A 23355-nucleotide genomic window follows, 5' to 3' on the forward strand; every position below is an offset into this window, starting at 1 on the left:
AATTCCGCTGATTATGTCAGAGATACGGACGGCGGCAGACAAGCTCGCGCACATCGGGCCCGCCGTCAGCGTCTTCGGCAGTGCTCGGGTCAGCCGCAATTCCCCTCACTATGAGACCACCGTCGCGATCGCGGCCGCTCTGGCCGACGCAGGTTTCGCAGTCATCGCCGGCGGCGGTCCCGGCATCATGGAGGCAGCCAACAAGGGCGCATTCGAAGCCGGCGGCACCAGCATCGGGCTGAACATCAGCCTGCCGCACGAAGCGCACAACAACGAATACCAGACCATCAGCCTGTCGTTCGAGTATTTTTTCTCGCGCAAGGCCACGTTTTTCATGCACAGCTTCGCCTACGTGGCGATGCCCGGCGGTTTCGGCACGCTGGACGAGCTCTTCGAAGCGCTGACGCTCATCCAGACGGGCAAAGTGCCGCCCGCTCCCATCGTCCTGGTGGGCAGCGAATACTGGTCCGGCCTGGTGGAATGGCTGGGCGACCAGGTGCTGGGCAATGGCATGATAGGCGCACACGACCTGGATCTCTTCATCATCGAAGACGATCCCGTCAAGGTCGTGCGCAAGGTGGTGGAATTCCACGCCAAGGTCAATTCCGACGCGCAATACGCGCCGTCCCTGCCCGCCTGATCCCGCACCGGGCAGGCGCGGCGTGGGGAGTTCTTATCCTCGCATGAACGAGGGCAGCACGTCGGCCGGGATCGGGCAGACATAAGGCTGCCCGCGCCGCGCCTGCAGCAGTTCCTCCCTGGCGCGCGCCAGCGCCTCGGGCTGGACATACAGATCGGCGGCGGTCGCCGCGATGATCTTGGCGGCGTGCACCATGCCCTTGTGCGCCATGGACATCTTGCCCTGGGCCACCATCTGCCACGAATGGAACGGCGTGCCGTAGGCATAGCAGGCGCCCCAGCATTGCGCGGTCGGGGCGACCCAGCTCACGTCGCCCACGTCGGTCGAGCCGTAGGTGAGCTCGGTCTTGTCCGGATCGTACGGCGCCACGCCGGCAAAGAGCGGCGTGGGATTGCGCAGCACCGCGCCCAGGTTCTTGCCGGCGTTGTCGATATCGTCTTCGGAGATCGCGTCCCACATGCGGCGCGCGGCCTGCTGTTCGCCCTCGGTATAGGCTGGCCCCTGCAAGGCCTGCATATTGGCGTACATGATGCGGTTGAGCACGCTGTTGGGGATGTAGTTCGAGCAGGCCTTGTCGAATACGATTTCCAGCTCGCAGCCCGTCATCAGCGCGGCGCCGCGCGCCACGTTCTGCACGCGCTCGTACAGTTCCGCCGCCTGCGAGTTGATGGGCGCGCGCACCAGGTAAAGCACTTCGGCGCGGGCCTGCACCACGTTGGGCGAAATGCCGCCGCTGTTGGTCACGGCGTAATGCACGCGCGCGTCCGGCACCATGTGCTCGCGCAGATAGTTCACGCCCACGTTCATCAGTTCCACCGCGTCCAGCGCGCTGCGACCCAGGTGCGGCGAGTTCGCCGCATGCGCCGCGATGCCGCGGAAGCGGAAATAGGCCTGGATGTTGGCCAGCGACGACTGGTGGAAGATGCCGGTATGCGAGGCCGGATGCCAGGTCAGCGCCGCGTCCAGGTCGTCGAACAGGCCGGCGCGCGCCATGAAGGTCTTGCCCGAGCCGCCCTCTTCCGCGGGACAGCCGTAGAAGCGGATGGTGCCGGGCAGCCCGTTGGCTTCCAGGAACTCCTTGACCGCCACCGCCGCGAAGTGCGCGGCCGTGCCCAGCAGATGGTGGCCGCAGCCGTGGCCGTTGCCGTTGGGCGTTTCCGGCGAGGGCTGGCAGGCGTAGGCGCCGCTTTCCTGGCTCAGGCCGGACAGCGCGTCGTACTCGCCCAGGATGCCGATCACCGGGCCGCCGTTGCCGGCCTCGGCCACGAACGCGGTCGGAATGCCAGCGGCGTCGCGCGTGACGCGAAACCCCGCCTGCTCCAGCATGGCGATATGCAGTTCGGCCGACTTGTGCTCGTCGTAGCGCAGTTCGGCCAGGCTCCAGATGCGGTCGCTCAGCTCCGCGTAGCGCTCGCTGCGCGCGTCGATGAACGGCACGAGTTTGTCGATGGCACCCATAGTGTCTCCAGTGGCGGGAATGGCCTGTGAACCGGTCACGTCACTCGTCGAGCTTGATCCCGGCAGTTTCGATGATTTTCCGGTTGGCGGCCAGCGTGCCCGCGATGCGCTCGGCGAACGCCTGCGGGCTGCCGGTGTCGGGCTGCGCGCCCAGCGTGGCCAGGCGCTGCACCAGCCCCGGGTCGGCCAGCGCCCGCGCCACCGCCTGGTTCAGTTGCTGCACCACGGCGTCCGGCGTCCCGGCCGGCGCAACCAGTCCGAACCAGGTCTGGCCCAGCGCATTGAGCTGCGGATAGCCCAGCTCCTGCATGGTCGGCAGCTCCGGCATGCCGGCCAGCCGCGCGGGCGCCGACACGGCGATGGCGCGCAGCTTGCCGGCCTTGATGAGCGATTGCGCCGAGGCGTACTGGTCCTGCTGCACCTGCACCTCGCCGCCCACCGCGGCGGTCAGCGCCGGCCCCATGCCGCGGTACGGCACGTGCAGCACCTCCACTTTCAGGCTGGCGTTCATGGCCGCCAGGTTCAGGTGCCCCAGCGAGCCCACGCCCGGCGAACCGTAGGAATACTTGCCCGGGTTGGCGCGCAGCTCGGCCAGGAACTGCGCAAAGTCCTGGGCCGGGAAGGACGGGTTCACCATCCACACGACCGGCACCGTCGCCACCTGCGCCACCGGCTTCAGCTGGGTCGCCGGGTCCACGCGCCTGGTGCCGTACAGCAAGGGATTGACGGCCATGGTGCTGACCGTGGCCATGCCCAGCGTATAGCCGTCGGGCTCGGCCCGCGCCACTGCCTCGGTGCCGAGCAGCCCGCCGGCGCCCGCGCGGTTTTCCACTACCACGCTCTGGCCCAGCTCCTTGCGCATGCCCTCGGCCACCGCGCGCGCCAGCACGTCGGTGGAGCCGCCGGGCGCGAACGGCACGATCAGGCGCACGGGCTGGGACGGATATGCGCCTTGCGCGGCCGCGCAGGCGGAAGCGCCGACGGCGGCGGCGCAGACGAGGGCATGCAGCAAGCGGAACTTCATGGACCAGCCACTCCTGACGGAAGCGATGAACGGAATCGCTGCATTGTGGCCAGGGCATATCCTTATTTCAAATACATTAATGCCTGGATATATTCGAATTTTGAATACCTGGAACGCCCATGGACGTCGCGCCCGCCACCCTGCTGTCGCGCCTGCTGGCCAAGGGCCGGCTGCGCCACCTGCAGCTGCTGGCCAACATCGCCGACCTCGGCAGCATCCAGCAGGCGGCCAGCCAGATCGGCCTGAGCCAGCCCGCCGCCACCCACGCGCTGGCCGACATCGAAACGCTGCTGGGAGTGCGGCTGTTCGAGCGCCATGCGCGCGGCATGCGCACCACCCGCAGCGGCCAGCTCATGGCCGAATGCGCCCGCGCCATGCTGACCACGCTGCGCGCCACCACCGACTCGGTCGCCGCGCTGCGCCAGGGCGCCACCGGCAGCCTGCGCCTGGGCGCCATCCCGGCGGCCAGCGGCGGCCTGCTGGCCGAGCGCCTGCCCGCCTACATGCAGGCGCATCCCGGCCTGCAGGTGGAGGTGCTGGAAGGCAGCCGCGAGCAGCTGCTGCCGCAGGCGGCCGGCGGCAGCCTGGACATGCTGCTGTGCCGGCGCCCGGAAGCGGTGCCGGCCGGCCTGGAATTCGTGCCGCTGCAGCAGGACGCGGCCCTGATCGTGGCCGCGGCCGGCCATCCCCTGCTCGCCGCCGGCGCCGCGCCCACGCTAGCCCAGGTGGCCGCCCAGCGCTGGATCGAGCCGCGCCCCGAGCTGGCCATCCACGCCGTGTTCCGCGCGTTCTTCGAGCGCGCCGGCGTGGTGCCCCGGGTCTGCCGGCTGGCCAGCGCCGCGCCGCCCATGCCGCTGCTGATCGCCATCATGCAGGCCCAGCAGGCCCTGGCGATGGTGCCGCAGACACTGGCCAGCTGGTACCTGCAGCACGGGCATTTCGAACGGGTGCGGATCGAGGCGGCGGGCTCGTTCCAGCCCATCGGCGCCATCGTCCGCGGCGATGGCCCGGGCCGGGAGTTCCTGGACTGGCTGCTGGCGGCCGGACCGGCGCGGTCATAACGTCCTGCCGTGGACGACGCCGGGCAAGATTAGGACGCGCTCCAATGCGCGCGCGATGCTTTGTTTAGTACCTTGCCTTCGACAGGATCGAACAATGGCGACACTGCCATCGACGGCCATTTCGGATTTCGCCCGGCCGGCAAAGGAGTTCCCATGGAAATGCGCCAGCTCCGGTACTTTCTCAGCGTGGCCGAGACAGAACATCTGACCCGTTCGGCGGATGCGCTGCACGTCACGCAATCCACGCTGTCGCACGGGCTGCGCCAGCTGGAGGACGAGCTGGGCATGCCGCTGTTCGACCGCATCGGCCGCGGACTGCGGCTGTCGCAGGCCGGCCGCGTGCTGCGCGGCCACGCCAGCCGGGCGCTGCAGGAAGTCGAGGCCGGGAAAATGGCGCTGGCGGACCTGGCCGGCCTGCAATCGGGCTCGCTGACCCTGGGCGTCATCCCTACCTTCCTGACCCATTTCGTGCCCGACGCGGTGGCCGAATTCAGCCTGGCCTTTCCCCGGGTCCAGGTGCACGTGCGCGACTTGCGCGCCGGCCCCATCGAAGACCTGCTGATCGCCGGAAGGCTGGATTTCGGCATTTCCTTCCATCCGCCGGCGCGCGGGGAAATCGAGGCCCAGCCCCTGTTCGAGGAACGCCTGCACGTGGTGGTGGGCGAGCAGCACCCGCTGGCCGCGCGGCGCCATCTGCGCGTGCGCGACCTGGCCGGCGTGCCGCTGGCGCTCTTGCCGCGCAGCTTCGCCACCCGCCGGATGATAGACGCGGCCTGCGCCGCGGCCAGGCTGAGGCCGGCCGTGCGGGTCGAAATGGAATCGGTGGACGCGCTGATCCACCTGTGCCGGCCTGGCGAACTGGCCACCATCGCCGCCGAGCACGCGGCCCGGCAGGCCGCCGGCGCGCCGGGGTCCGGCCTGGCGAGCATCGCGCTCACCGACCCCGCCACCGTCCGGCGCGCCGCCATCCTGTGGCGCAAGGACGCCTCGCGCAGCCGCGCAGCCCAGGAATTCGCCGCCAGGCTGCTGGACGCGGTCAGGCGCCGCGCCGGAGGCTGTTAAGGCGCGCTCATTCCTTTGCCTTCAACGTCACGAGCCAAAGCGACGGCATCCCGCAAGTTCATTTCCAGCATGGCCTGGCCGCCGACGTAGCCAACCAGGGCGTCGGTCGCGCGACGCTCGATCTCGTCGGCGCTCGTCAGGCCCAGGCGCACCAGGGCCGCGATGTCCTCTTTGTCGTTGTCGGCGAACCGGGCGATCTTGCTCACGGCAAGATCGACGGGCGAAAGAACATACACACGAATCTGATCCACACCAAGATCCACTGGAATGGCGTCGTCCAGATAGTCCTCATGCATCAGGGCAAAGGTCGAGTTGTAGTTGGTGTCGAGATAGACGATCTGCTCGGTGCCGTCTTCCAGCGTCACCTCGACCATCAAATCGTTCGGCAGGTAGACACGTGCCCCGAACTCCGCGTCCACGTCCGTCGTGACACGGCTGGCCGTGTAGAGATGAACGGCCATTCCCCCTGCCAGGTAGACGTTCAACGGGCTGCGCAGCGAAAGCCGTTTCTCGAGCTGCTTGAACAGTTCCCGCAAGCCTTCGGCCAGCGCGGTGCGGGTATGGAACGCCTGGTTCGCCGCCATTGATTCAGGTACCGCAGAGCCGGTGGCTCAGCATGTCGCGCAGGCGAGGCAGACTCGATACCCAGCCTTTCCTGACCACCTCAGCCGGCGCCAGTTTTTCGTCCGGATGCGAGGCGAAGTATTGATCGCTTGCCTGCATCAAACACATCGACTCGCGGGGGAATCGGGAGCGGACGACCATCGCGGCCAGGCGGAACACATTGGCTTCGCGCTGGTCCTGGGCCGATTGCACGGCCTCCCGGGCGACGACGGAGCATCTGGCAAGCAGCGCTGATTCAGCATCTCTGGCAGTCATGGAACCAAACTCCGTCACGACAGGGAATTGCCGGTTTCGATGCAATAACTCTACATCCTATCGATGATCGCGACAACGCGGGCTGTGCTTCCACTCATCAAAAACAAAACCGCGCGCCCGAAGGCGCGCGGCTTGGTCCTGCATGCAAGGGCTTCGAGCCCCCGCCGCGCTTTACATCGCGGCTTCGCGGGCAGCGCGCTTGCGCTCGTTTTCCAGCAGGTGGCGCTTGCGCAGGCGGATCGACTTGGGGGTGATTTCCACCAGCTCGTCGTCGTCGATGAATTCCACGGCGTATTCCAGCGACATCTGGATCGGCGGAACCAGGCGCACGGCTTCGTCGGTGCCCGAGGCGCGCACGTTGGTCAGCTGCTTGCCCTTGATCGGGTTCACGACCAGGTCGTTGTCGCGGCTGTGGATGCCGATGATCATGCCTTCGTACAGCGCTTCGCCGGGGCTGACGAACATGCGGCCGCGGTCCTGCAGCTTCCACAGGGCGTAGGCCACGGCGTCGCCGTTGTCCTGGCTGATCAGCACGCCGTTGCGGCGCTCGCCGATGGAGCCTTCCTTGACGGGCGCGTATTCATGGAAGATGTGGCTCATCAGGCCGGTGCCGCGCGTCAGCGTCAGGAACTCGTTCTGGAAGCCGATCAGGCCGCGGGCCGGGATCAGGTATTCCAGGCGGGTGCGGCCGCGGCCGTCCGGCTGCATGTCCTGCAGGTCGCCCTTGCGGCGGCCCAGCTCTTCCATCACGCCGCCCTGGTGGGCGTCTTCGACGTCGATGGTCAGCGATTCGAACGGCTCGCACTTCACGCCGTCGATTTCCTTGAACACCACGCGCGGACGCGACACGGCCAGCTCGTAGCCTTCGCGGCGCATCGTTTCCAGCAGGATGGTCAGGTGCAGTTCGCCGCGGCCCGACACTTCGAACACGGTGTCGTCGCCCGTGTCGCGCACGCGCAGCGCCACGTTGGACTTCAGTTCGCGGTCCAGGCGGTCGCGCAGCTGGCGGCTGGTGACGAACTTGCCTTCGCGGCCGGCCAGCGGCGAGGTGTTGACCATGAAGTTCATGGTCAGCGTGGGCTCGTCGATGCGCAGCATGGGCAGCGCTTCCTGCGTGACCGGGTCGGTCACGGTGCAGCCGATGCCCAGGTCTTCGATTCCGTTGATCAGCACGATGTCGCCGGCTTCGGCTTCATCGACCACGATGCGCTCCAGGCCGTGGAACTTCAGCACCTGATTGATGCGGCCGCGGCCGCCCTGGCCGTCGGGGCCGAACTTGTAGGCCACTTCCATGCCGGGACGCATGCGGCCGCGGTTGATGCGGCCCACGCCGATCTTGCCGACGTAGCTGTTGTAGTCCAGCGAGATGATCTGCATCTGCAGCGGGCCGTTGGGGTCGTCGTCGCGCTGCGGCACGTGTTCGAGAATGGCTTCGAACAGCGGGCGCATGTCGCCTTCGCGCACGTCGGGCTCCAGGCCGGCGTAGCCCGACAGGCCGGAGGCGTACACCACCGGGAAGTCGAGCTGCTCGTCGGTGGCGCCCAGCTTGTCGAACAGGTCGAAAGTGGCGTTGATGACGTAGTCGGTGCGCGCGCCCGGGCGGTCCACCTTGTTGACCACGACGATGGGCTTCAGGCCCAGGGCCAGCGCCTTGCGGGTCACGAAGATGGTCTGGGGCATCGGGCCTTCGACCGCGTCGACCAGCAGCAGCACGCCGTCGACCATGGACAGCACGCGCTCGACTTCGCCGCCGAAGTCCGCGTGTCCCGGGGTGTCGATGATGTTGATGTGCGTGCCCTGGTATTCGACGGCACAGTTCTTGGCCAGAATGGTGATGCCGCGTTCCTTTTCCAGGTCGTTCGAGTCCATGACCCGTTCGGTCAGCGCCTGGTTTTCGCGGAAGGTGCCGGATTGGCGCAGCAGCTGGTCGACCAGCGTGGTTTTACCGTGGTCGACGTGGGCGATGATGGCGACGTTGCGCAAGGCGCGAGTCATAGCGAGTCCTTTATGGTGGTGGCGGGCAGCAAGCCCGCCGGCAATTCGTTCAGTGCAAGCAATGCCTGCTTGGGATCTGGCATGGCCTGCAAGGCTTCCAGCGCGACGGCGCGTTCCAGCGAAAACGGCCCGACGTGCGTGCGCCGCAACGCCGTCAGGTGGGCATAACAGCCCAGCACGCGCCCGATGTCCTGGGCCAGCGTCCGGATGTATGTGCCTTTACTGCAAGCCACATCGATTTCTGCCTGCGTCCCGTTCAGGGACAGCAGCTCGATGCGGTAAATCGTGACCTGGCGCGGCGGGCGCTCCAGTTCGATGCCGGCGCGCGCGTACTCGTACAGCGGCTTGCCGTCGCGCTTGAGCGCCGAATACATGGGCGGAATCTGCTCGATCGTGCCCGAGAAACGTGACAGCGCTGCGCGCAGCGCCGCCTCGTCCACCGCGTAGCCCGGTTCGGCCGTGGCCACCACGTTGCCGGTCAGGTCGCCCGAGTCGGTTTCCGACCCAAATTGCAGCGTAGCGCGATATGCCTTGTCGGCGTCGAGCATGGCGCCGGAAATTTTTGTTGCCCGCCCCATGCAGCACACCAGCAGGCCGGTGGCGAAGGGGTCGAGGGTGCCGGTATGGCCGGCTTTCGCCGCGTCCATGGCACGTTTGGCCCGCTGCAGGGCGTGGTTGCTGGACAAACCCACGGGTTTGTCGAGCAACAGCACACCGTCGAGCGCAAGCCCGCGTCGTTTAGCCATCGTCGGAATCCGGTTTAAAGCAGTGACGACAGCCCGATCAGGACTGGTCTTCAGGTTCGTCGGGCACGCCCGAGTGCGGGCCGGGCCGGTTTGCGCGGTCGATCAGGATCGACATTTCGATGCCACGGGCAATCTGCTCGTCGTGGATGAAACGCAAAGTGGGGACAGTATGAATGTGCAGCAGCTTGTAAAGCTGGGAGTGCAGCCAGCCGGCCTTCTCGTTCAGCAAGGCGGTCGCGGCCTCGGGCTCGGCGCCCAGGACCGTGAAATACACCTTGGCATGCGCGTAGTCGGTCGACAGCTCCACGCCGGACAGCGTGATCAAGCCAGCGCGGGTCGTGTCGATCTCGCGCTGGATGATCCCGGCCAGATCCTTCTGGATCTGGTCGGCCAGCCGCAGATTGCGGCCGGGGATGGCTTTGGACTTGTGACGGCTCATTGGAAGCAATGCCTGGCGTGCGCTTTACAGCGTACGCGCGATTTCCTTGATTTCAAAGACTTCCAGCTGGTCGCCCACCTGGATGTCGTTGTTGCCGCGCAGCGTAAGGCCGCAGTCGAAGCCCGACTTGACTTCCTTGACGTCGTCCTTGAAGCGGCGCAGCGAATCGAGCTGGCCGGTCCAGTGGACCACGTTGTTGCGCAGCAGGCGGACCTGCGAATCGCGACGCACGATGCCGTCGAGCACCATGCAGCCGGCGATGTTGCCGATGCGCGAGATGCTGTAGACCTCGCGGATCTCGACCAGGCCGATGACCTCTTCTTTCTTCTCGGGCGCCAGCATGCCCGACATGGCCGCCTTCACCTCGTCCACGGCGTCGTAGATGATGTTGTAGTAGCGCACGTCGATGCCGTTGGTCTCGGCCAGCTTCTTGGCGCTGGCTTCGGCGCGGACGTTGAAGCCGATGACCACGGCGTTGGAGGCGATCGCCAGGTTGATGTCGCTTTCCGAGATGCCGCCCACGGCCGCGTGCACGACCTGCACGCGCACTTCGTCGGTCGACAGCTTGACCAGCGACTGCACCAGCGCTTCCTGCGAACCCTGCACGTCGGTCTTGACGATGAGCGCCAGGGTCTGGGTGCCTTCGCCCAGGTTGTCGAACATGGACTCCAGCTTGGCGGCCTGCTGGCGGGCCAGCTTGACGTCGCGGAACTTGCCCTGGCGGAACAGCGCGATTTCGCGCGCCTTGCGCTCGTCGGCCAGCACCATCAGCTCGTCGCCGGCGGCCGGCACTTCGGTCAGGCCCTGGATCTCGACGGGGATGGACGGGCCGGCTTCCTGGATGGGCTTGCCGTTCTCGTCCAGCATGGCGCGCACGCGGCCGAAGCTCGCGCCGGCCAGCACCACGTCGCCGCGATGCAGGGTGCCGCTTTGCACCAGGATGGTGGCGACCGGGCCGCGGCCCTTGTCCAGGCGGGCTTCGATCACGATGCCCTTGGCGGGCGCGTCGACCGGGGCCTTAAGCTCCAGCACTTCGGCCTGCAGCAGCACGTTTTCGAGCAGGTCGTCGATGCCCTCGCCGGTCTTGGCCGACACGGACACGAACGGCACGTCGCCGCCGTATTCTTCCGGCACCACTTCCTCGGCGACCAGCTCCTGCTTGACGCGGTCGGGGTTGGCGGTGGGCTTGTCGATCTTGGTCATGGCCACGACCATCGGAACGCCGGCGGCCTTCGCGTGGTGGATGGCTTCGCGGGTCTGCGGCATCACGCCGTCGTCGGCCGCGCAGACCAGGATGACGATGTCGGTGGCCTTGGCGCCGCGCGCACGCATGGCGGTGAACGCCTCGTGGCCCGGGGTGTCCAGGAACGTGACCATGCCGCGCTCGGTCTGGACGTGGTAGGCGCCGATGTGCTGCGTAATGCCGCCGGCTTCGCCCGCGGCGACCTTGGCGCGGCGGATGTAATCCAGCAGCGAGGTCTTGCCGTGGTCGACGTGGCCCATGACGGTCACGACCGGGGCGCGCGGCAGCATTTCCGCTTCGGTGCCGGCGGCCGATTCGTCCAGGAACGCTTCCGGATCGTCCAGCTTGGCGGCGATGGCGACGTGGCCCAGTTCCTCGACCACGATCATGGCGGTTTCCTGATCCAGCACCTGGTTGATGGTGACCATCTGGCCCAGCTTCATCAATTGCTTGATGACCTCGGCGGCCTTGACGGACATCTTGTGGGCCAGGTCGGCCACGCTGATGGTCTCCGGCACGTGGACTTCACGCGCGATGAATTCCTGCGGCGCCGGCTCGTTGCGGCGATCGTTCTGCTGGTTGCGGCCGCCACGGCCGCCGCCCTTGCCGCCCTTGCCGCCGGCGCGCCAGCCGTCGCGGCTGGCCGGCGCGGCCGCCTTGTCGGCAGGCTTCTTGCGCGAGGCGTCCTCGGACCAGGTCGAAGCGACTTCGGCCGTCTTGATGGTCTTCTTGTTGCCGGGCGCGGCGGGCTTGGCGTCCTTCTTGGCGCCGGGCGCGGCGCCGGGCTTGCCGGCCGGCTTGTGCAGCGTGCCCGAAATCGGCGCGGCGGCGGGCGCCTCCGGCTCGGGGGCGCGCAGCACCTTGCGCGGACGGTTCAGCATTTCACGCAGGGCGGCGGCTTCGGCCTCGGCGGCGCGGCGGGCTTCGTCGCGGGCCGTCGAGGAAGCGGAAGCGGCCAGCGGCGGCGCGGCGCGGCGGTTGCCGGCCTTGGCGGCGGGCTGGGACGCGGCCGGCAGCGGCGCGGCGGCCTTGGCGGGTTCGGACTTCGCGGCAGGCTGGGCCTGGGCGGCAGGCATCGAGGCCTGGGAGGAAGATGGTTCGGACTTATTAGCTAGCACAACGGGTTCCGGCTTGGCTTCTTCAGCCTTGGGCTCGGTGGATTCAGTCTTGACTTCGGGCTTGGCCTCTTGGGCCACGGGCTCGGCAGGAGCAGGCGCCGGCGTCGGTTCGGGCTCAGGCTGGGCCGGGACTTCGGCGGGCTTCGCCTCGACGGGGGCGGGCGCTTCGGCCGCGACGGGTTCAACGGGCGCGGGCGCTTGTTCCGGCGCGGGCGCTTCTACGGCGGCGGGCTCTTCCGCCTTCTTGGCCGGGGCCTCGGCCTCGGCCTCGGCCTGCACGGGAGCCGCCTCGCGGGGCGCGGCCACGGCCGGCGCCTCGGGAGCCGCCGGCGCGGACACCTGCTGCGCCTCTTCGGCGGCGGTTTCCTCTTCGGCGCGTGCGGCAGCCGCCTGCTCCAGGGCGATTTCGGAGGGATCACGCTTGACGAACACGCGCTTCTTGCGCACTTCGACCTGGATCGTGCGCGACCGGCCGGTGGCGTCTGCCTGGCGGATCTCGGACGTCTGGCGTCGCGTCAGGGTGATCTTCTTGCCTTCGGTCGCGCCGTGGGCGCGGCGCAGCGATTCGAGCAATTTCGCCTTGTCGCTGTCGGTGACGGCATCGTCCACCGATTTGAGGTCAACGCCGGCCGAGCGCAGCTGTTCCAGCAGCACATTGGCAGGCATTTTCAGCTCGGTAGCGAACTGGGCGACGGTGTTACTCGACATTAGGCTCTCTCTTCCCTATATGCAGCTATTACAAACAACGTGAACTTGCGGCGGGGACGGATGGCGTCCATCCGCCGCAGACCCGTGTCCTTTTGGTTATTCTTCGTCGAACCAATGGGCGCGGGCACGCATGATGAGGTCGCTGGATTCCTGTTCGGACAGGCCGGAAATCTCCGCCAGTTCGTCCGTGGCCAGTTCAGCCAGATCGTCACGCGTATGCACTTGACGCTCGGCCAGCTTGGCGGCCAGTTCGGGCGTCATGCCTTCGAGTTCAAGCAAATCCTGCGCGGTCTCAAGGCGCTCTTCCTGGGCGATCGCCTCGGTCAGCAGCGCATTGCGGGCGCGGGCACGCAATTCATTGATGGTGTCTTCGTCAAACGCCTCGATCTCCAGCAGCTCCTGCAGCGGAACGTAGGCGATTTCCTCGATACCGGTGAAACCTTCGTCGATCAGGATGTCGGCCACCTCTTCGTCGACGTCCAGCTTGCTCATGAACGTGCTGCGCAGGCCCGAACGCTCGACTTCCTGGCGGTTCAGGCTTTCTTCCGGCGTCATGATGTTGATCTGCCAGCCGGTCAGCTCGGAAGCCAGGCGGACGTTCTGGCCCTTGGCGCCGATGGCCTTGGGCAGGTTTTCCTCGTCCACCACGACGTCCATGGCGTGCTTGTCTTCGTCCACGACGATGGATTCGACGTTGGCCGGCGCCAGCGCGCCGATGACGAACTGCGCCGGATCTTCCGACCACAGCACGATGTCGACCTGCTCGCCGCCCAGCTCGTTGCGCACCGCGGTCACGCGCGAACCGCGCATGCCCACGCACGTACCGATCGGATCGATACGCTTATCGTATGCCACCACGGCGATCTTCGCACTCACGCCGGCGTCGCGGGCCGCGGCCTTGATCTCGAGCAGGCCCTGCTCGATCTCGGGCACTTCATTCTCGAACAGCTGGCGGATGAACTCCGGCGAGGTGCGCGACAGGATCACCTGCTGGCCGCGCGCGGCGTGGTCGACGCGCAACACAAAGGCGCGGACGCGGTCGGCCACGCGCAGGTTTTCCTTCGGGATCATCTCGGAGCGCGGCAGGCGCGCCTCGATCTTGCCGGTCTCGATGATGGCGTCGCCCTTGTCCATGCGCTTGATCGTGCCGGACACGATGGTCTCGCCGCGCTCAAGGAAGTCGTTCAGCACCTGTTCGCGCTCGGCGTCGCGGATCTTCTGCAGGATGGCCTGCTTGGCGGCCTGCGCACCGATGCGGCCGAACTCGATGGGTTCGAGCGGCTCTTCGATGTATTCGCCTTCCTTGATGCCGGGGACGATTTCCTGCGCGTCCGACAGCATTTCCTGCTTGTCGGGTTCCTGCAGGCCCGCCTCGTCGGGCACGACCAGCCAGCGGCGGAAGCCTTCGTGATCGCCGGTTTCCCGATCGATGGCGACACGGATGTGCGCATCATCTTTGAAGCGCTTTTTCATTGCCGAGGCCAGCGCGCTTTCGAGCGCGCCGAACACGACGTCGCGCGTGACGTTCTTTTCACGCGCCAAGGCATCGACCAACAGAAGAATTTCGCGACTCATCGCTTTTTGCCCTTGAAATCCAGAACAGGATCCAGTTTTGCACGTTCGATATCTTCGACCGTGAAATTCAACACCTGGACTTCGTTCTTTTTTGCCTCAAATTCGAGACCGAACACGGTCTTTTGCACTCCAGCAGCCGCATCCGAGGCCGCGGCGTCTTCTTCGGGCACGGTCAACGTGCCGGAAAAGACCTTGCGTCCGTCCAATGCCTCGCGCAGCTTGATTTCGATGCGCTCGCCTGCGAACCGGCGGAAATCGGCCTCGTTGCGCAGCGGGCGGTCCACGCCCGGCGAACCGACTTCCAGCCGCTTGTAGTCGATGTTCTCGACTTCAAACACCCGCGACAGCTGGCGGGATACCTGCTCGCAGTCTTCGATGCGCACACCGCCGACCCGGTCGATCGTGACGCGCAAAAGGCCCAGGGCGGCACGCTCGACGTCCACGAGTTCGACGTCCATGCCGGCCAGAGCCTCTTTGGTCAATGCGAATAAATCAGCCATATACTCAAAAAAAATGGGCTGCACGCCCAGCCCACCGTATTGCACAGCGCCCAGCCGCTACCCTACTGCACGTAAGGAGCAATGCCGGGCGGTGCCCTATATTGCGACCTAATATTTGGCTTGGCGCCGGGCGCCCCGGACCCGTAATCGCTTTCTATGCTGCCGTTATTGCCGGCGCCGCTCAAGCGTGGTTGCAATAGTGCTTACAACACCAGGTTTGCAACACAGCACCGAACGCGTCCCGGCAAAACATCCAGGCAAAAGCAAAGACGCGAAGCCATGAAAACCATTGATTTTACCAGATAAACTGAAAAAACGCCTGATTCGTCACGGGCTTACGTCCAGACCCACGTTTATCTGGGACATATCTCACCCGGCGGCGTAGCCAGCGCGCCGGGTCGCGGCCATCAACGGCCCCGGTGGCTGCGCCCGCCCATCATGCCCAGGCGGGATTCGTGCGCCGAAGCGCCACGGGGTTGCCAGTCGTCGCCGCGCGGCGCGGCGTTGCGCGCCGCGCGCGGCTTGCCGCCAGCGCCCGGGCCCTTGTTGCCGCCGGAACGCGCGCCCTCGGTCTTGTTGCCGCCCCGGCCGCCGGCCGCCGGCTTACCGCCGCGCGCAGCATTGCCGCCGCGCGCGCCTGCCGGCTTGCCGCCACCCGGTTTGCCGGACTTGCGGCCGGCGCCGGCCGGCGCCTCGGCCACATTGCCGGCTGCGACGTTGCCCGGCTGGCCGCCGGCCGCCGCGGCGCGCACGCCACGGCCCTTGTTGCCGCCCGGCTTGCCGGACTTGGAACCCGGCTTGCCGCCGCCCTTGCCGCCCGCAGCCGCGCCACGCCCGCCGCCGGACTTGCCGCCCTTGCGGTTGCCCGTGTCGCCGCCCAGCGGATGGCCGTTGGCGTAGCCGCCGGCGAACATCAGACCGGTGCCGAACGGATCGGACGGACAAGCCAGCGTCTGGCCGGCGCTGCCCTTGCCGCCGCCCTGCAGCTTGCCGCGGCGGCCGATGCGCGCGCCGTTCATGCCGTTGCGATCCATGGTGCCGAATCCCGGCGGCAAGGCGCTGTCGTGCGATTGCGGCTGCTTGGAGCGGCGGCGATTGCCGCCCGCGTCGTCGTCCTCGCGCAACAGGCCCAGCTGGACCATCAGCGCGGTGACCAGCGAGGAATCCAGCTCGTCCCAGCGGCCGCGGCGCAGCGTGCGCGGCAGCACGATGTCGCCGAAGCGCGTGCGGATCAGGCGGCTGACGGTGACGCCCACCGCCTCGAACATGCGGCGCACTTCGCGGTTGCGGCCTTCCTGCAGCGTGACGCGATACCAGCGGTTGCTGCCGTCGCCGCCCAGGTAGTCCAGCGAACCGAACGCGGCCAGGCCGTCGTCGAGTTCGATGCCGTCGACCAGGGACTGGCGCTGCGCCTCGTCCATCTCGCCCAGCACGCGCACCGCGTACTCGCGCTCCGTGCCGTAGCGCGGATGCATGATGCGGTTGGCCATGTCGCCGGAGGTCGTGAAGATCAGCAGGCCTTCGGTGTTCAGGTCCAGGCGGCCGACCGACAGCCACTTGCCGGTGCGCAGCTTGGGCAGGCGCGCGAAAACGCTGGCGCGGCCGCCCGGGTCGTCATGGCTGACGATCTCGCCGGCGGGCTTGTGGTAGAGAATGACGCGCGGCGGCTTCTTGGTGTTGGCGCGCACGATGGGCTTGCCGTTGACGCGCACCTGGTCGTTGGGGGCCACGCGCTGGCCGATGTGCGCCGGCTCGCCGTTGACCGACACGCGGCCGGCCACGATGAGTTCTTCCATTTCGCGGCGCGAGCCGATGCCCGCGTCCGCCAGCACCTTGTGCAGCTTGGGCATGACCGCTTCGCTGTTGAGGTACTTGCCGAGACGCTGCTCCATGCGGTCGGCCGTCTCCAGGTAGGCCAGCGCCTGCTCGGCTTCCTGCTCGGCGCCGCGGGAGTCCGCGGACTCGACCGGGGCGGCGGCCTCGGCCGCTGCGGGCTGGGCTTCGCCGGCGGCGGCCGGTTCGGCCGACGCGTCGCCGCGGCGGCGGCGGAACGGCGTCCTCAGCTTGCGGCCGCGGCCGCGCGCGCCGGCTTCGCCCTCGGCCGCCGGCTCGCGCGCCGTGGCGGCTTCCGACTGGCCGCCGGTAACGGCGTCATCTGAACGGGGATTGTCATCCTGCATTGTTGTATTCGTTGTCACTGGGACAGCTCCGAATTTCAAACTTGGGTAGGCCTGCCGGGGGCAGGCTCGTCATCATCTGGGGACACCGGCTCTTGGTCGGCCTCGGGCCGCCGGAGATCTGCCTCGTCCGATTCCGGCGAGGCGGCGTCCGGGCCAGGCCGAACAGGATCGGCAAGACCGGAAGCGGGCTCATGCCCGGCAGCGGCTGGCGCCGCGTGATCGGTCTCGTCAATCGGGTCGGTCGGTTCCGCGTGTTTTGCGTTCTCGACGCTTTCCTTTGCAGCACCGGCCTCAGGGGCGTCGGCGGCCATATCGGAAATGTCGCTGCCAGCCTCGCTCCCGGGAAAACCGGGCATGGCTGGCGTATCGGACAAGCCTTCGGCTTGCTCCCGGACGGTGGATTCGTCGGCGGGTTCCGCGCTTTCTTCTGTGCGCGAAAGCGGGAATTCTACGCTATCGACCGGCCCTATGGGTACATCCTGTTCCGAAACAGACAATTCCGCAACCGGGATAACCGCGGCGGCGTCGGCGGCGGCTTCGGAATCTTCTTGTTTTTCTTCCTGGGCGCCGTCTTCCGGGCCGCCCTCGCCCATCACCTGCTGCACTTCGCCCAGGTCCAGGCCGGCCAGCGCGGCTGCGGCCTGGGCCGATTCCAGCGCCGGCAGTTCGTCCAGCGCGCGCAGGCCGAGGTCGTCGAGAAACTGCCGCGTGGTGCCGAACAGCGCCGGGCGTCCGGGCGCGTCGCGATGGCCGATGACCTCGATCCATCCGCGGTCCTCCAGGGCCTTCACGATCTGGGAAGACACGGTCACGCCGCGTATGTCCTCGATGTCGCCCCGGGTCACCGGCTGGCGCCAGGCCACGATGGCCAGCGTTTCCATCACGGCGCGGGAGTACTTGGGTGGCTTCTCGGGATTGAGCCTTTCCAGGTAGCGCTGCATGCTGGGACGGCTCTGGAAGCGCCACCCGCTCGCCAGCTGCACCAGCTCCAGGCCGCCGTCGGCCCAGTTGTTCTGCAGTGTCTCCAGCAGCCCGCGCAACGCGCTGTTGTCGAATTGCTCATCGTCCCCGAACAGCTTGCGCATTTNCTCACCCGGCGGCGTAGCCAGCGCGCCGGGTCGCGGCCATCAACGGCCCCGGTGGCTGCGCCCGCCCATCATGCCCAGGCGGGATTCGTGCGCCGAAGCGCCACGGGGTTGCCAGTCGTCGCCGCGCGGCGCGGCGTTGCGCGCCGCGCGCGGCTTGCCGCCAGCGCCCGGGCCCTTGTTGCCGCCGGAACGCGCGCCCTCGGTCTTGTTGCCGCCCCGGCCGCCGGCCGCCGGCTTACCGCCGCGCGCAGCATTGCCGCCGCGCGCGCCTGCCGGCTTGCCGCCACCCGGTTTGCCGGACTTGCGGCCGGCGCCGGCCGGCGCCTCGGCCACATTGCCGGCTGCGACGTTGCCCGGCTGGCCGCCGGCCGCCGCGGCGCGCACGCCACGGCCCTTGTTGCCGCCCGGCTTGCCGGACTTGGAACCCGGCTTGCCGCCGCCCTTGCCGCCCGCAGCCGCGCCACGCCCGCCGCCGGACTTGCCGCCCTTGCGGTTGCCCGTGTCGCCGCCCAGCGGATGGCCGTTGGCGTAGCCGCCGGCGAACATCAGACCGGTGCCGAACGGATCGGACGGACAAGCCAGCGTCTGGCCGGCGCTGCCCTTGCCGCCGCCCTGCAGCTTGCCGCGGCGGCCGATGCGCGCGCCGTTCATGCCGTTGCGATCCATGGTGCCGAATCCCGGCGGCAAGGCGCTGTCGTGCGATTGCGGCTGCTTGGAGCGGCGGCGATTGCCGCCCGCGTCGTCGTCCTCGCGCAACAGGCCCAGCTGGACCATCAGCGCGGTGACCAGCGAGGAATCCAGCTCGTCCCAGCGGCCGCGGCGCAGCGTGCGCGGCAGCACGATGTCGCCGAAGCGCGTGCGGATCAGGCGGCTGACGGTGACGCCCACCGCCTCGAACATGCGGCGCACTTCGCGGTTGCGGCCTTCCTGCAGCGTGACGCGATACCAGCGGTTGCTGCCGTCGCCGCCCAGGTAGTCCAGCGAACCGAACGCGGCCAGGCCGTCGTCGAGTTCGATGCCGTCGACCAGGGACTGGCGCTGCGCCTCGTCCATCTCGCCCAGCANCGGCCTCGGGCCGCCGGAGATCTGCCTCGTCCGATTCCGGCGAGGCGGCGTCCGGGCCAGGCCGAACAGGATCGGCAAGACCGGAAGCGGGCTCATGCCCGGCAGCGGCTGGCGCCGCGTGATCGGTCTCGTCAATCGGGTCGGTCGGTTCCGCGTGTTTTGCGTTCTCGACGCTTTCCTTTGCAGCACCGGCCTCAGGGGCGTCGGCGGCCATATCGGAAATGTCGCTGCCAGCCTCGCTCCCGGGAAAACCGGGCATGGCTGGCGTATCGGACAAGCCTTCGGCTTGCTCCCGGACGGTGGATTCGTCGGCGGGTTCCGCGCTTTCTTCTGTGCGCGAAAGCGGGAATTCTACGCTATCGACCGGCCCTATGGGTACATCCTGTTCCGAAACAGACAATTCCGCAACCGGGATAACCGCGGCGGCGTCGGCGGCGGCTTCGGAATCTTCTTGTTTTTCTTCCTGGGCGCCGTCTTCCGGGCCGCCCTCGCCCATCACCTGCTGCACTTCGCCCAGGTCCAGGCCGGCCAGCGCGGCTGCGGCCTGGGCCGATTCCAGCGCCGGCAGTTCGTCCAGCGCGCGCAGGCCGAGGTCGTCGAGAAACTGCCGCGTGGTGCCGAACAGCGCCGGGCGTCCGGGCGCGTCGCGATGGCCGATGACCTCGATCCATCCGCGGTCCTCCAGGGCCTTCACGATCTGGGAAGACACGGTCACGCCGCGTATGTCCTCGATGTCGCCCCGGGTCACCGGCTGGCGCCAGGCCACGATGGCCAGCGTTTCCATCACGGCGCGGGAGTACTTGGGTGGCTTCTCGGGATTGAGCCTTTCCAGGTAGCGCTGCATGCTGGGACGGCTCTGGAAGCGCCACCCGCTCGCCAGCTGCACCAGCTCCAGGCCGCCGTCGGCCCAGTTGTTCTGCAGTGTCTCCAGCAGCCCGCGCAACGCGCTGTTGTCGAATTGCTCATCGTCCCCGAACAGCTTGCGCATTTCGGACAGTTGCATGGGCTGCGCCGCGCACAAGAGCGCGGTTTCCAGCACGACTATTGCCTCGCTATCGTTCATCGACATTCAAATTCAAAAAGGCTCGAAACTTGCGCCAGGTTAAAAATAAGGCTATGATTCATTTCTCAGACGCGGGGTGGAGCAGTCTGGCAGCTCGTCGGGCTCATAACCCGAAGGTCGTAGGTTCAAATCCTGCCCCCGCAACCAATTGATCAAGGCCTGGCGCATTTGCCGGGCCTTTTTCTTTGGTTTTTCGGTATGGCCGGCTGCAGACAGCATGGGTTTGCGTAGTTTTCACTGGATTCCTGTATTTACGCCGCGTCCGCCACTGACCGCATGGGCAGACCAAACGATCGCGCCTGTCGGGCCTGGCAGAACGCCCGCCGCGGCTCTGCGCGGCAAACACTAAGCAATTTCTGGATAAGCCGGCATAAATCGCCGGCTGGGCTGCGGAAACACGACCACAAAGCACGCCGGCCACCCGGCGCCGCCATTTTCCGCGGCAATCGATATCAAGACCTGAATCGCCAGGCATCGAACTTCGCGGCGCGACGGCTGGACCGCCAGCTTCCGCAAGGCCGATATGCCCCCTTTTTATGCGCCCGGAAATCCATTCCGTGGCGCTGCGGCACTTCCCCGAGCCGAACTACGATTCTTAGATATTTTTCCAAGACCACATATATGGCGGCTTGCACTGCCCGCCGCACCAGGCGCCAGGGCGTTCAAGCCGTCGCCAAATTATACCGTCAACTCCCCTGCCCTCAAGCGGCCGGCTTGTCCCAAGGCGTGGATTCCAGCCGCTCGACCAGAAAATCCAGCATCGAGCGCAGAATCAAGGGCATCTGGCGGCGTGACGCGTAAATGCCGTAAATGCCCAGCTCTTGCGGTTTGCAATGGGTCAGAATGGCGCGCAGGCGGCCATCGGCCAGATATTCGGACGCATAGTAGGTCGGCAGCATGGCGATGCCCGCGCCTTCCAGCGCCGCCTGGGCCAGCACCGACACCTCGTTGGCGCTGATATTGCCGCTGACCGGAACGTCCACCGGCTCGCCGTCGCGCTCGAAACGCCACAGGCTCTTGCCGAAATACGAATGGGTCAGGCAATTGCGCAAGGAAAGGTCCTCGATGCGCGCCGGCACGCCCTCCTGCTGCAGGTATTGCGGCGAGGCGCAGACCACCGAGCGGCACACCGCGAGCTTGCGGGCGATCAGGTTGGGGTCCAGGTCATTGGTGATCCGCACGGCCAGATCGACACGCTCCTCCACCAGATTGACGGCGCGGTCGACCAGCATCAGGTCGACCGAGGCGCCCGGATGCCGCTTGACGTATTCGGTCACCGCGCTGGCCAGGTGGCGCGACCCGAAAGACATGCTGGTGGTCACGCGCAACAGGCCGCGCGGCGTATCGTCCGGAGTCGCGACCGCATGGTGCAGGTCGCCCACCATATCCAGCATCTGCCGGCAGCGCGGCAAGGTCTCGGCGCCCGCGGGCGTGAGGCTGAGGCGGCGCGTCGTGCGATGCAGCAGGCGCACGCCCACCCATTGCTCCATTTCCGCCAGATAGCGCGACACCATCGCGCGCGACATGTCCAGATGCACGGCCGCCGCCGACAGGCTGCCCCGGTCGGCGACTTCCACGAACACCTGCATGGCCTTCAGACGATCCATGATTGTCTCGGTTTCTGCATCAGACTTGACGGTTATACCGTACTCCGTCCGACACAAAAACCCGCGCCGGCCAGGTTCAGGCCGACGGCTGGCCCAGGGCCTGCGCCACGGCGTCGCGCAGCTCGCCGCCGTCCAGGCCGCGCGCGATACAAACCAGCCGCGAACGGCGGTCGTCGTCCGGCCACCCATCCAGCCGGCGCAGCGGATACAGCTCGCCATGCACCCCGTGCACTTCGCTGGGCGCAGGCTCCCCGTCGAAACAGACCAACCCCTTCAGGCGCAGGATGCCCTCGCCATAGCGCTCCTGGACCCGCGAGATCCCGGCAAGAAAAGCCGCGCGGGTCACCGGCGCCGACAGGATCAGCGCGACACTGGCGATCTGGCCATGCCCGCCCGCGACCGCCCCGGAGAACGGCCTCAACCAGTTCGCCAGCGCGACGCCGTCGCGCCCGGCATGCGCCAGCGGCCCATGCCGCAGCACCTCGGCCAGCGGCGCGTCGGGCCGCTGCACGCAGCGCTGCGCGCCCGGATTGACCGTCGCCACCGCCTGCTCGGTACGGCGCAGCTGCGCCGCGTCCGCCAGATCCGCCTTGCTCAGCACCACGGCGTCGGCCAGCGCGAGCTGGCGCGCGGCCTCTGGCTGCCCGGCCAGCTGTTGCGCGCCGTGCAGCGCGTCCACCAGCACGATGGCGCCCTGATAGGCATAGCGTTCCGCGAGAAACCTGTCGTGTTTGAGCGTGAAGAGTATGGGCGCCGGATCGGCCAGGCCGCTGGTTTCGATCAGCACGCGGCGAAACGGCTTGATGCGCCGGCCCAGCGCCATCATGAACAGATCGCGCAAGGCGTCGACCACCGCGCCGCTGACCGCGCAGCACAGGCACCCGCCCTCGACCAGGACCACATTGTCGCGAGCCTGGCGCACCAGATGATGGTCCACGCCCACTTCACCGTATTCATTGACGATGACGACCGCGTCCGCATAGGCCGGGTCGCGCAGCAGGCGATTGAGCAGCGTGGTCTTGCCGCTGCCGAGAAAGCCCGAAATCACCGTAACGCCGATGCGGCTGTCGCTGTTTTCCACACCGCCTCCACCAGGCTGGGGACCAAAAGCCAAAAGGGCCATTCACTTGCGTGAATGACCCTGAATTCCTTGGCTCCCCGAGCTGGGCTCGAACCAGCGACCTGCGGATTAACAGTCCGTCGCTCTACCGACTGAGCTATCGGGGAACTGCTAAGAAGAGAGATTATGACCGAAAATTCCGGCGTGTGCAAGTCGGCGCTTTTTTTGCCTTTTTCGCCCGCCCGGTTTCCCACCGGCCAGAATCTCTGATATTATCTCGGTCTTTCCAGATCCGGCCCTTTCAAGGGGCAGGCGCTGGAAGTGGTTTAGCCGGCATAGCTCAGTTGGTAGAGCAGCGCATTCGTAATGCGAAGGTCGTAGGTTCGACTCCTATTGCCGGCACCAGAATTCAAACGCCCGCCTGGTCCTCGACCCGGCGGGCGTTTTCATTTTGGCGCAATACGGCGCCAGCATATGACTTCGGCGGTCATGCGGCGATCGCGCCGGCCAGCTCGGGCACGACCTGGAACAGGTCGCCGACCAGGCCGTAATCGGCCACACCGAAAATCGGCGCTTCCGGGTCCTTGTTGATGGCCACGATGACCTTGGAGTCCTTCATGCCGGCCAGGTGCTGGATGGCGCCCGAGATGCCCACCGCCACGTACAGCTGCGGGGCCACGATCTTGCCGGTCTGGCCGACCTGCCAGTCGTTGGGCGCATAGCCGGCGTCGACCGCCGCGCGCGACGCGCCCAGCGCCGCGCCCAGCTTGTCGGCCAGCGGGTCCAGGATCTTGAAGTTCTCGGCGCTGCCCAGGCCGCGGCCGCCCGACACCACCACGCGCGC

Annotated in this window: 18 protein-coding genes, 3 tRNA genes and 2 pseudogenes; 5 read left to right on the plus strand and 18 right to left on the minus strand. The window is 67.3% G+C overall.

Annotated elements, in window-relative coordinates; genetic code table 11:
- The first annotated feature begins 13 nt into the window (after positions 1–13).
- On the plus strand, positions 14–640 hold the full coding sequence (locus tag C1I89_RS23180; RefSeq protein WP_102774808.1) for a TIGR00730 family Rossman fold protein: 627 nt from the start codon (positions 14–16) through the stop codon (positions 638–640).
- A 33-nt stretch (positions 641–673) separates the two neighbouring features.
- Here C1I89_RS23180 and C1I89_RS23185 read toward each other — a convergent pair whose 3' ends face one another.
- Together C1I89_RS23185 and C1I89_RS23190 are read right to left on the minus strand one after the other, a co-directional pair.
- Positions 674–2098 (minus strand): M20 family metallopeptidase, encoded by a 1425-nt coding sequence (locus C1I89_RS23185; RefSeq protein ID WP_102774809.1) that lies wholly within the window; start codon positions 2096–2098, stop codon positions 674–676.
- 40 nt (positions 2099–2138) lie between these two features.
- Complete coding sequence (locus tag C1I89_RS23190) at positions 2139–3122, minus strand: Bug family tripartite tricarboxylate transporter substrate binding protein (RefSeq protein ID WP_102774810.1); 984 nt, start codon at positions 3120–3122, stop codon at positions 2139–2141.
- A 119-nt stretch (positions 3123–3241) separates the two neighbouring features.
- On the opposite strand from C1I89_RS23190, the gene C1I89_RS23195 reads away from it, so the two are divergent.
- Together C1I89_RS23195 and cynR are read left to right on the plus strand one after the other, a co-directional pair.
- Positions 3242–4183, plus strand: coding sequence for a LysR family transcriptional regulator (locus tag C1I89_RS23195; protein ID WP_102774811.1), 942 nt, complete (start codon positions 3242–3244; stop codon positions 4181–4183).
- A gap of 153 nt (positions 4184–4336) precedes the next feature.
- A complete protein-coding gene (cynR, locus tag C1I89_RS23200; protein WP_102774812.1) occupies positions 4337–5245 on the plus strand; it encodes a transcriptional regulator CynR in 909 nt (302 codons plus the stop codon).
- On the opposite strand, the gene C1I89_RS23205 is transcribed toward cynR, so the two are convergent.
- From C1I89_RS23205 to scpB (C1I89_RS35955), 12 genes and pseudogenes are all read right to left on the minus strand, one after another.
- Positions 5242–5829, minus strand: a complete 588-nt coding sequence (locus C1I89_RS23205) for a DUF6036 family nucleotidyltransferase (protein ID WP_102774813.1) — start codon at positions 5827–5829, stop codon at positions 5242–5244. The two genes, cynR and C1I89_RS23205, sit on opposite strands and share 4 nt — an antisense overlap.
- A 4-nt stretch (positions 5830–5833) precedes the next feature.
- Positions 5834–6124 (minus strand): hypothetical protein, encoded by a 291-nt coding sequence (locus C1I89_RS23210; RefSeq protein WP_102774814.1) that lies wholly within the window; start codon positions 6122–6124, stop codon positions 5834–5836.
- A 171-nt stretch (positions 6125–6295) separates the two neighbouring features.
- Positions 6296–8119 carry a translational GTPase TypA gene (gene typA, locus C1I89_RS23215; RefSeq protein WP_102774815.1) on the minus strand — a complete coding sequence of 608 codons (1824 nt, stop codon included), beginning with the start codon at positions 8117–8119 and terminating at the stop codon, positions 6296–6298.
- A complete protein-coding gene (gene truB, locus C1I89_RS23220; protein ID WP_102774816.1) occupies positions 8116–8865 on the minus strand; it encodes a tRNA pseudouridine(55) synthase TruB in 750 nt (249 codons plus the stop codon). The genes typA and truB overlap by 4 nt, the downstream gene beginning before the upstream one ends.
- A gap of 37 nt (positions 8866–8902) precedes the next feature.
- Entirely contained in the window at positions 8903–9304 is a 402-nt protein-coding gene (rbfA, locus tag C1I89_RS23225) for a 30S ribosome-binding factor RbfA (protein WP_102774817.1), read from the minus strand.
- A gap of 24 nt (positions 9305–9328) precedes the next feature.
- Positions 9329–12373: a translation initiation factor IF-2 gene (gene infB / locus C1I89_RS23230; protein ID WP_102774818.1), complete on the minus strand. Its 3045-nt coding sequence runs from the start codon at positions 12371–12373 to the stop codon at positions 9329–9331.
- 96 nt (positions 12374–12469) lie between these two features.
- Positions 12470–13948: a transcription termination factor NusA gene (nusA, locus tag C1I89_RS23235; RefSeq protein ID WP_102774819.1), complete on the minus strand. Its 1479-nt coding sequence runs from the start codon at positions 13946–13948 to the stop codon at positions 12470–12472.
- Positions 13945–14448, minus strand: coding sequence for a ribosome maturation factor RimP (gene rimP, locus C1I89_RS23240; protein WP_102774820.1), 504 nt, complete (start codon positions 14446–14448; stop codon positions 13945–13947). Before rimP ends, nusA begins: the two co-directional genes overlap by 4 nt.
- 407 nt (positions 14449–14855) lie before the next feature.
- Positions 14856–16628, minus strand: a complete 1773-nt coding sequence (rluB, locus tag C1I89_RS23245; protein ID WP_181391033.1) for a 23S rRNA pseudouridine(2605) synthase RluB — start codon at positions 16626–16628, stop codon at positions 14856–14858.
- A 35-nt stretch (positions 16629–16663) separates the two neighbouring features.
- Positions 16664–17713 (minus strand): SMC-Scp complex subunit ScpB, encoded by a 1050-nt coding sequence (scpB, locus tag C1I89_RS23250; protein WP_102774822.1) that lies wholly within the window; start codon positions 17711–17713, stop codon positions 16664–16666.
- Between the two features lie 42 nt (positions 17714–17755).
- Positions 17756–18778 (minus strand): annotated as a pseudogene (locus tag C1I89_RS23255) (23S rRNA pseudouridylate synthase B); the annotation flags it as partial.
- 40 nt (positions 18779–18818) lie between these two features.
- A pseudogene (gene scpB, locus C1I89_RS35955) lies at positions 18819–19850 on the minus strand (SMC-Scp complex subunit ScpB); the annotation flags it as partial.
- A 64-nt stretch (positions 19851–19914) separates the two neighbouring features.
- On the opposite strand from scpB (C1I89_RS35955), the gene C1I89_RS23265 reads away from it, so the two are divergent.
- Positions 19915–19991, plus strand: a tRNA-Met gene (locus C1I89_RS23265).
- A 554-nt stretch (positions 19992–20545) separates the two neighbouring features.
- Here the strand turns inward: C1I89_RS23265 and C1I89_RS23270 are convergent.
- The 3 genes from C1I89_RS23270 to C1I89_RS23280 form a co-directional block, all read right to left on the minus strand.
- Complete coding sequence (locus tag C1I89_RS23270; RefSeq protein ID WP_102774823.1) at positions 20546–21451, minus strand: LysR family transcriptional regulator; 906 nt, start codon at positions 21449–21451, stop codon at positions 20546–20548.
- Between the two features lie 76 nt (positions 21452–21527).
- Complete coding sequence (locus C1I89_RS23275; protein WP_102774824.1) at positions 21528–22574, minus strand: CobW family GTP-binding protein; 1047 nt, start codon at positions 22572–22574, stop codon at positions 21528–21530.
- A gap of 28 nt (positions 22575–22602) precedes the next feature.
- Positions 22603–22678, minus strand: a tRNA-Asn gene (locus C1I89_RS23280).
- 162 nt (positions 22679–22840) lie between these two features.
- Between C1I89_RS23280 and C1I89_RS23285 the strand changes: the two genes are divergently transcribed.
- Positions 22841–22916 (plus strand) — tRNA-Thr (locus C1I89_RS23285).
- Between the two features lie 82 nt (positions 22917–22998).
- On the opposite strand, the gene C1I89_RS23290 is transcribed toward C1I89_RS23285, so the two are convergent.
- Positions 22999–23355, minus strand: a 357-nt coding sequence (locus C1I89_RS23290; protein WP_219929601.1) for an electron transfer flavoprotein subunit alpha/FixB family protein, incomplete at its 5' end; no start/stop codon positions are given.

Origin of the sequence: Achromobacter pulmonis, assembly GCF_002885955.2 — a bacterium.
Taxonomy (GTDB): Bacteria; Pseudomonadota; Gammaproteobacteria; order Burkholderiales; family Burkholderiaceae_B; genus Achromobacter; species Achromobacter pulmonis_A.

What these genes read in the sequence shown, in the direction of transcription:
- C1I89_RS23205 (WP_102774813.1), bottom strand. Translation starts at nt 5,829, where the DNA reads ATGGCGGCGAACCAGGCGTTCCATACCCGCACCGCGCTGGCCGAAGGC.
- C1I89_RS23180 (WP_102774808.1), top strand. Translation starts at nt 14, where the DNA reads ATGTCAGAGATACGGACGGCGGCAGACAAGCTCGCGCACATCGGGCCC.
- typA (WP_102774815.1), bottom strand. Translation starts at nt 8,119, where the DNA reads ATGACTCGCGCCTTGCGCAACGTCGCCATCATCGCCCACGTCGACCAC.
- C1I89_RS23195 (WP_102774811.1), top strand. Translation starts at nt 3,242, where the DNA reads ATGGACGTCGCGCCCGCCACCCTGCTGTCGCGCCTGCTGGCCAAGGGC.
- rluB (WP_181391033.1), bottom strand. Translation starts at nt 16,628, where the DNA reads ATGCAGGATGACAATCCCCGTTCAGATGACGCCGTTACCGGCGGCCAG.
- scpB (WP_102774822.1), bottom strand. Translation starts at nt 17,713, where the DNA reads ATGCGCAAGCTGTTCGGGGACGATGAGCAATTCGACAACAGCGCGTTG.
- infB (WP_102774818.1), bottom strand. Translation starts at nt 12,373, where the DNA reads ATGTCGAGTAACACCGTCGCCCAGTTCGCTACCGAGCTGAAAATGCCT.
- truB (WP_102774816.1), bottom strand. Translation starts at nt 8,865, where the DNA reads ATGGCTAAACGACGCGGGCTTGCGCTCGACGGTGTGCTGTTGCTCGAC.
- rbfA (WP_102774817.1), bottom strand. Translation starts at nt 9,304, where the DNA reads ATGAGCCGTCACAAGTCCAAAGCCATCCCCGGCCGCAATCTGCGGCTG.
- cynR (WP_102774812.1), top strand. Translation starts at nt 4,337, where the DNA reads ATGGAAATGCGCCAGCTCCGGTACTTTCTCAGCGTGGCCGAGACAGAA.
- C1I89_RS23210 (WP_102774814.1), bottom strand. Translation starts at nt 6,124, where the DNA reads ATGACTGCCAGAGATGCTGAATCAGCGCTGCTTGCCAGATGCTCCGTC.
- C1I89_RS23190 (WP_102774810.1), bottom strand. Translation starts at nt 3,122, where the DNA reads ATGAAGTTCCGCTTGCTGCATGCCCTCGTCTGCGCCGCCGCCGTCGGC.
- nusA (WP_102774819.1), bottom strand. Translation starts at nt 13,948, where the DNA reads ATGAGTCGCGAAATTCTTCTGTTGGTCGATGCCTTGGCGCGTGAAAAG.
- rimP (WP_102774820.1), bottom strand. Translation starts at nt 14,448, where the DNA reads ATGGCTGATTTATTCGCATTGACCAAAGAGGCTCTGGCCGGCATGGAC.
- C1I89_RS23275 (WP_102774824.1), bottom strand. Translation starts at nt 22,574, where the DNA reads ATGGCCCTTTTGGCTTTTGGTCCCCAGCCTGGTGGAGGCGGTGTGGAA.
- C1I89_RS23270 (WP_102774823.1), bottom strand. Translation starts at nt 21,451, where the DNA reads ATGGATCGTCTGAAGGCCATGCAGGTGTTCGTGGAAGTCGCCGACCGG.
- C1I89_RS23185 (WP_102774809.1), bottom strand. Translation starts at nt 2,098, where the DNA reads ATGGGTGCCATCGACAAACTCGTGCCGTTCATCGACGCGCGCAGCGAG.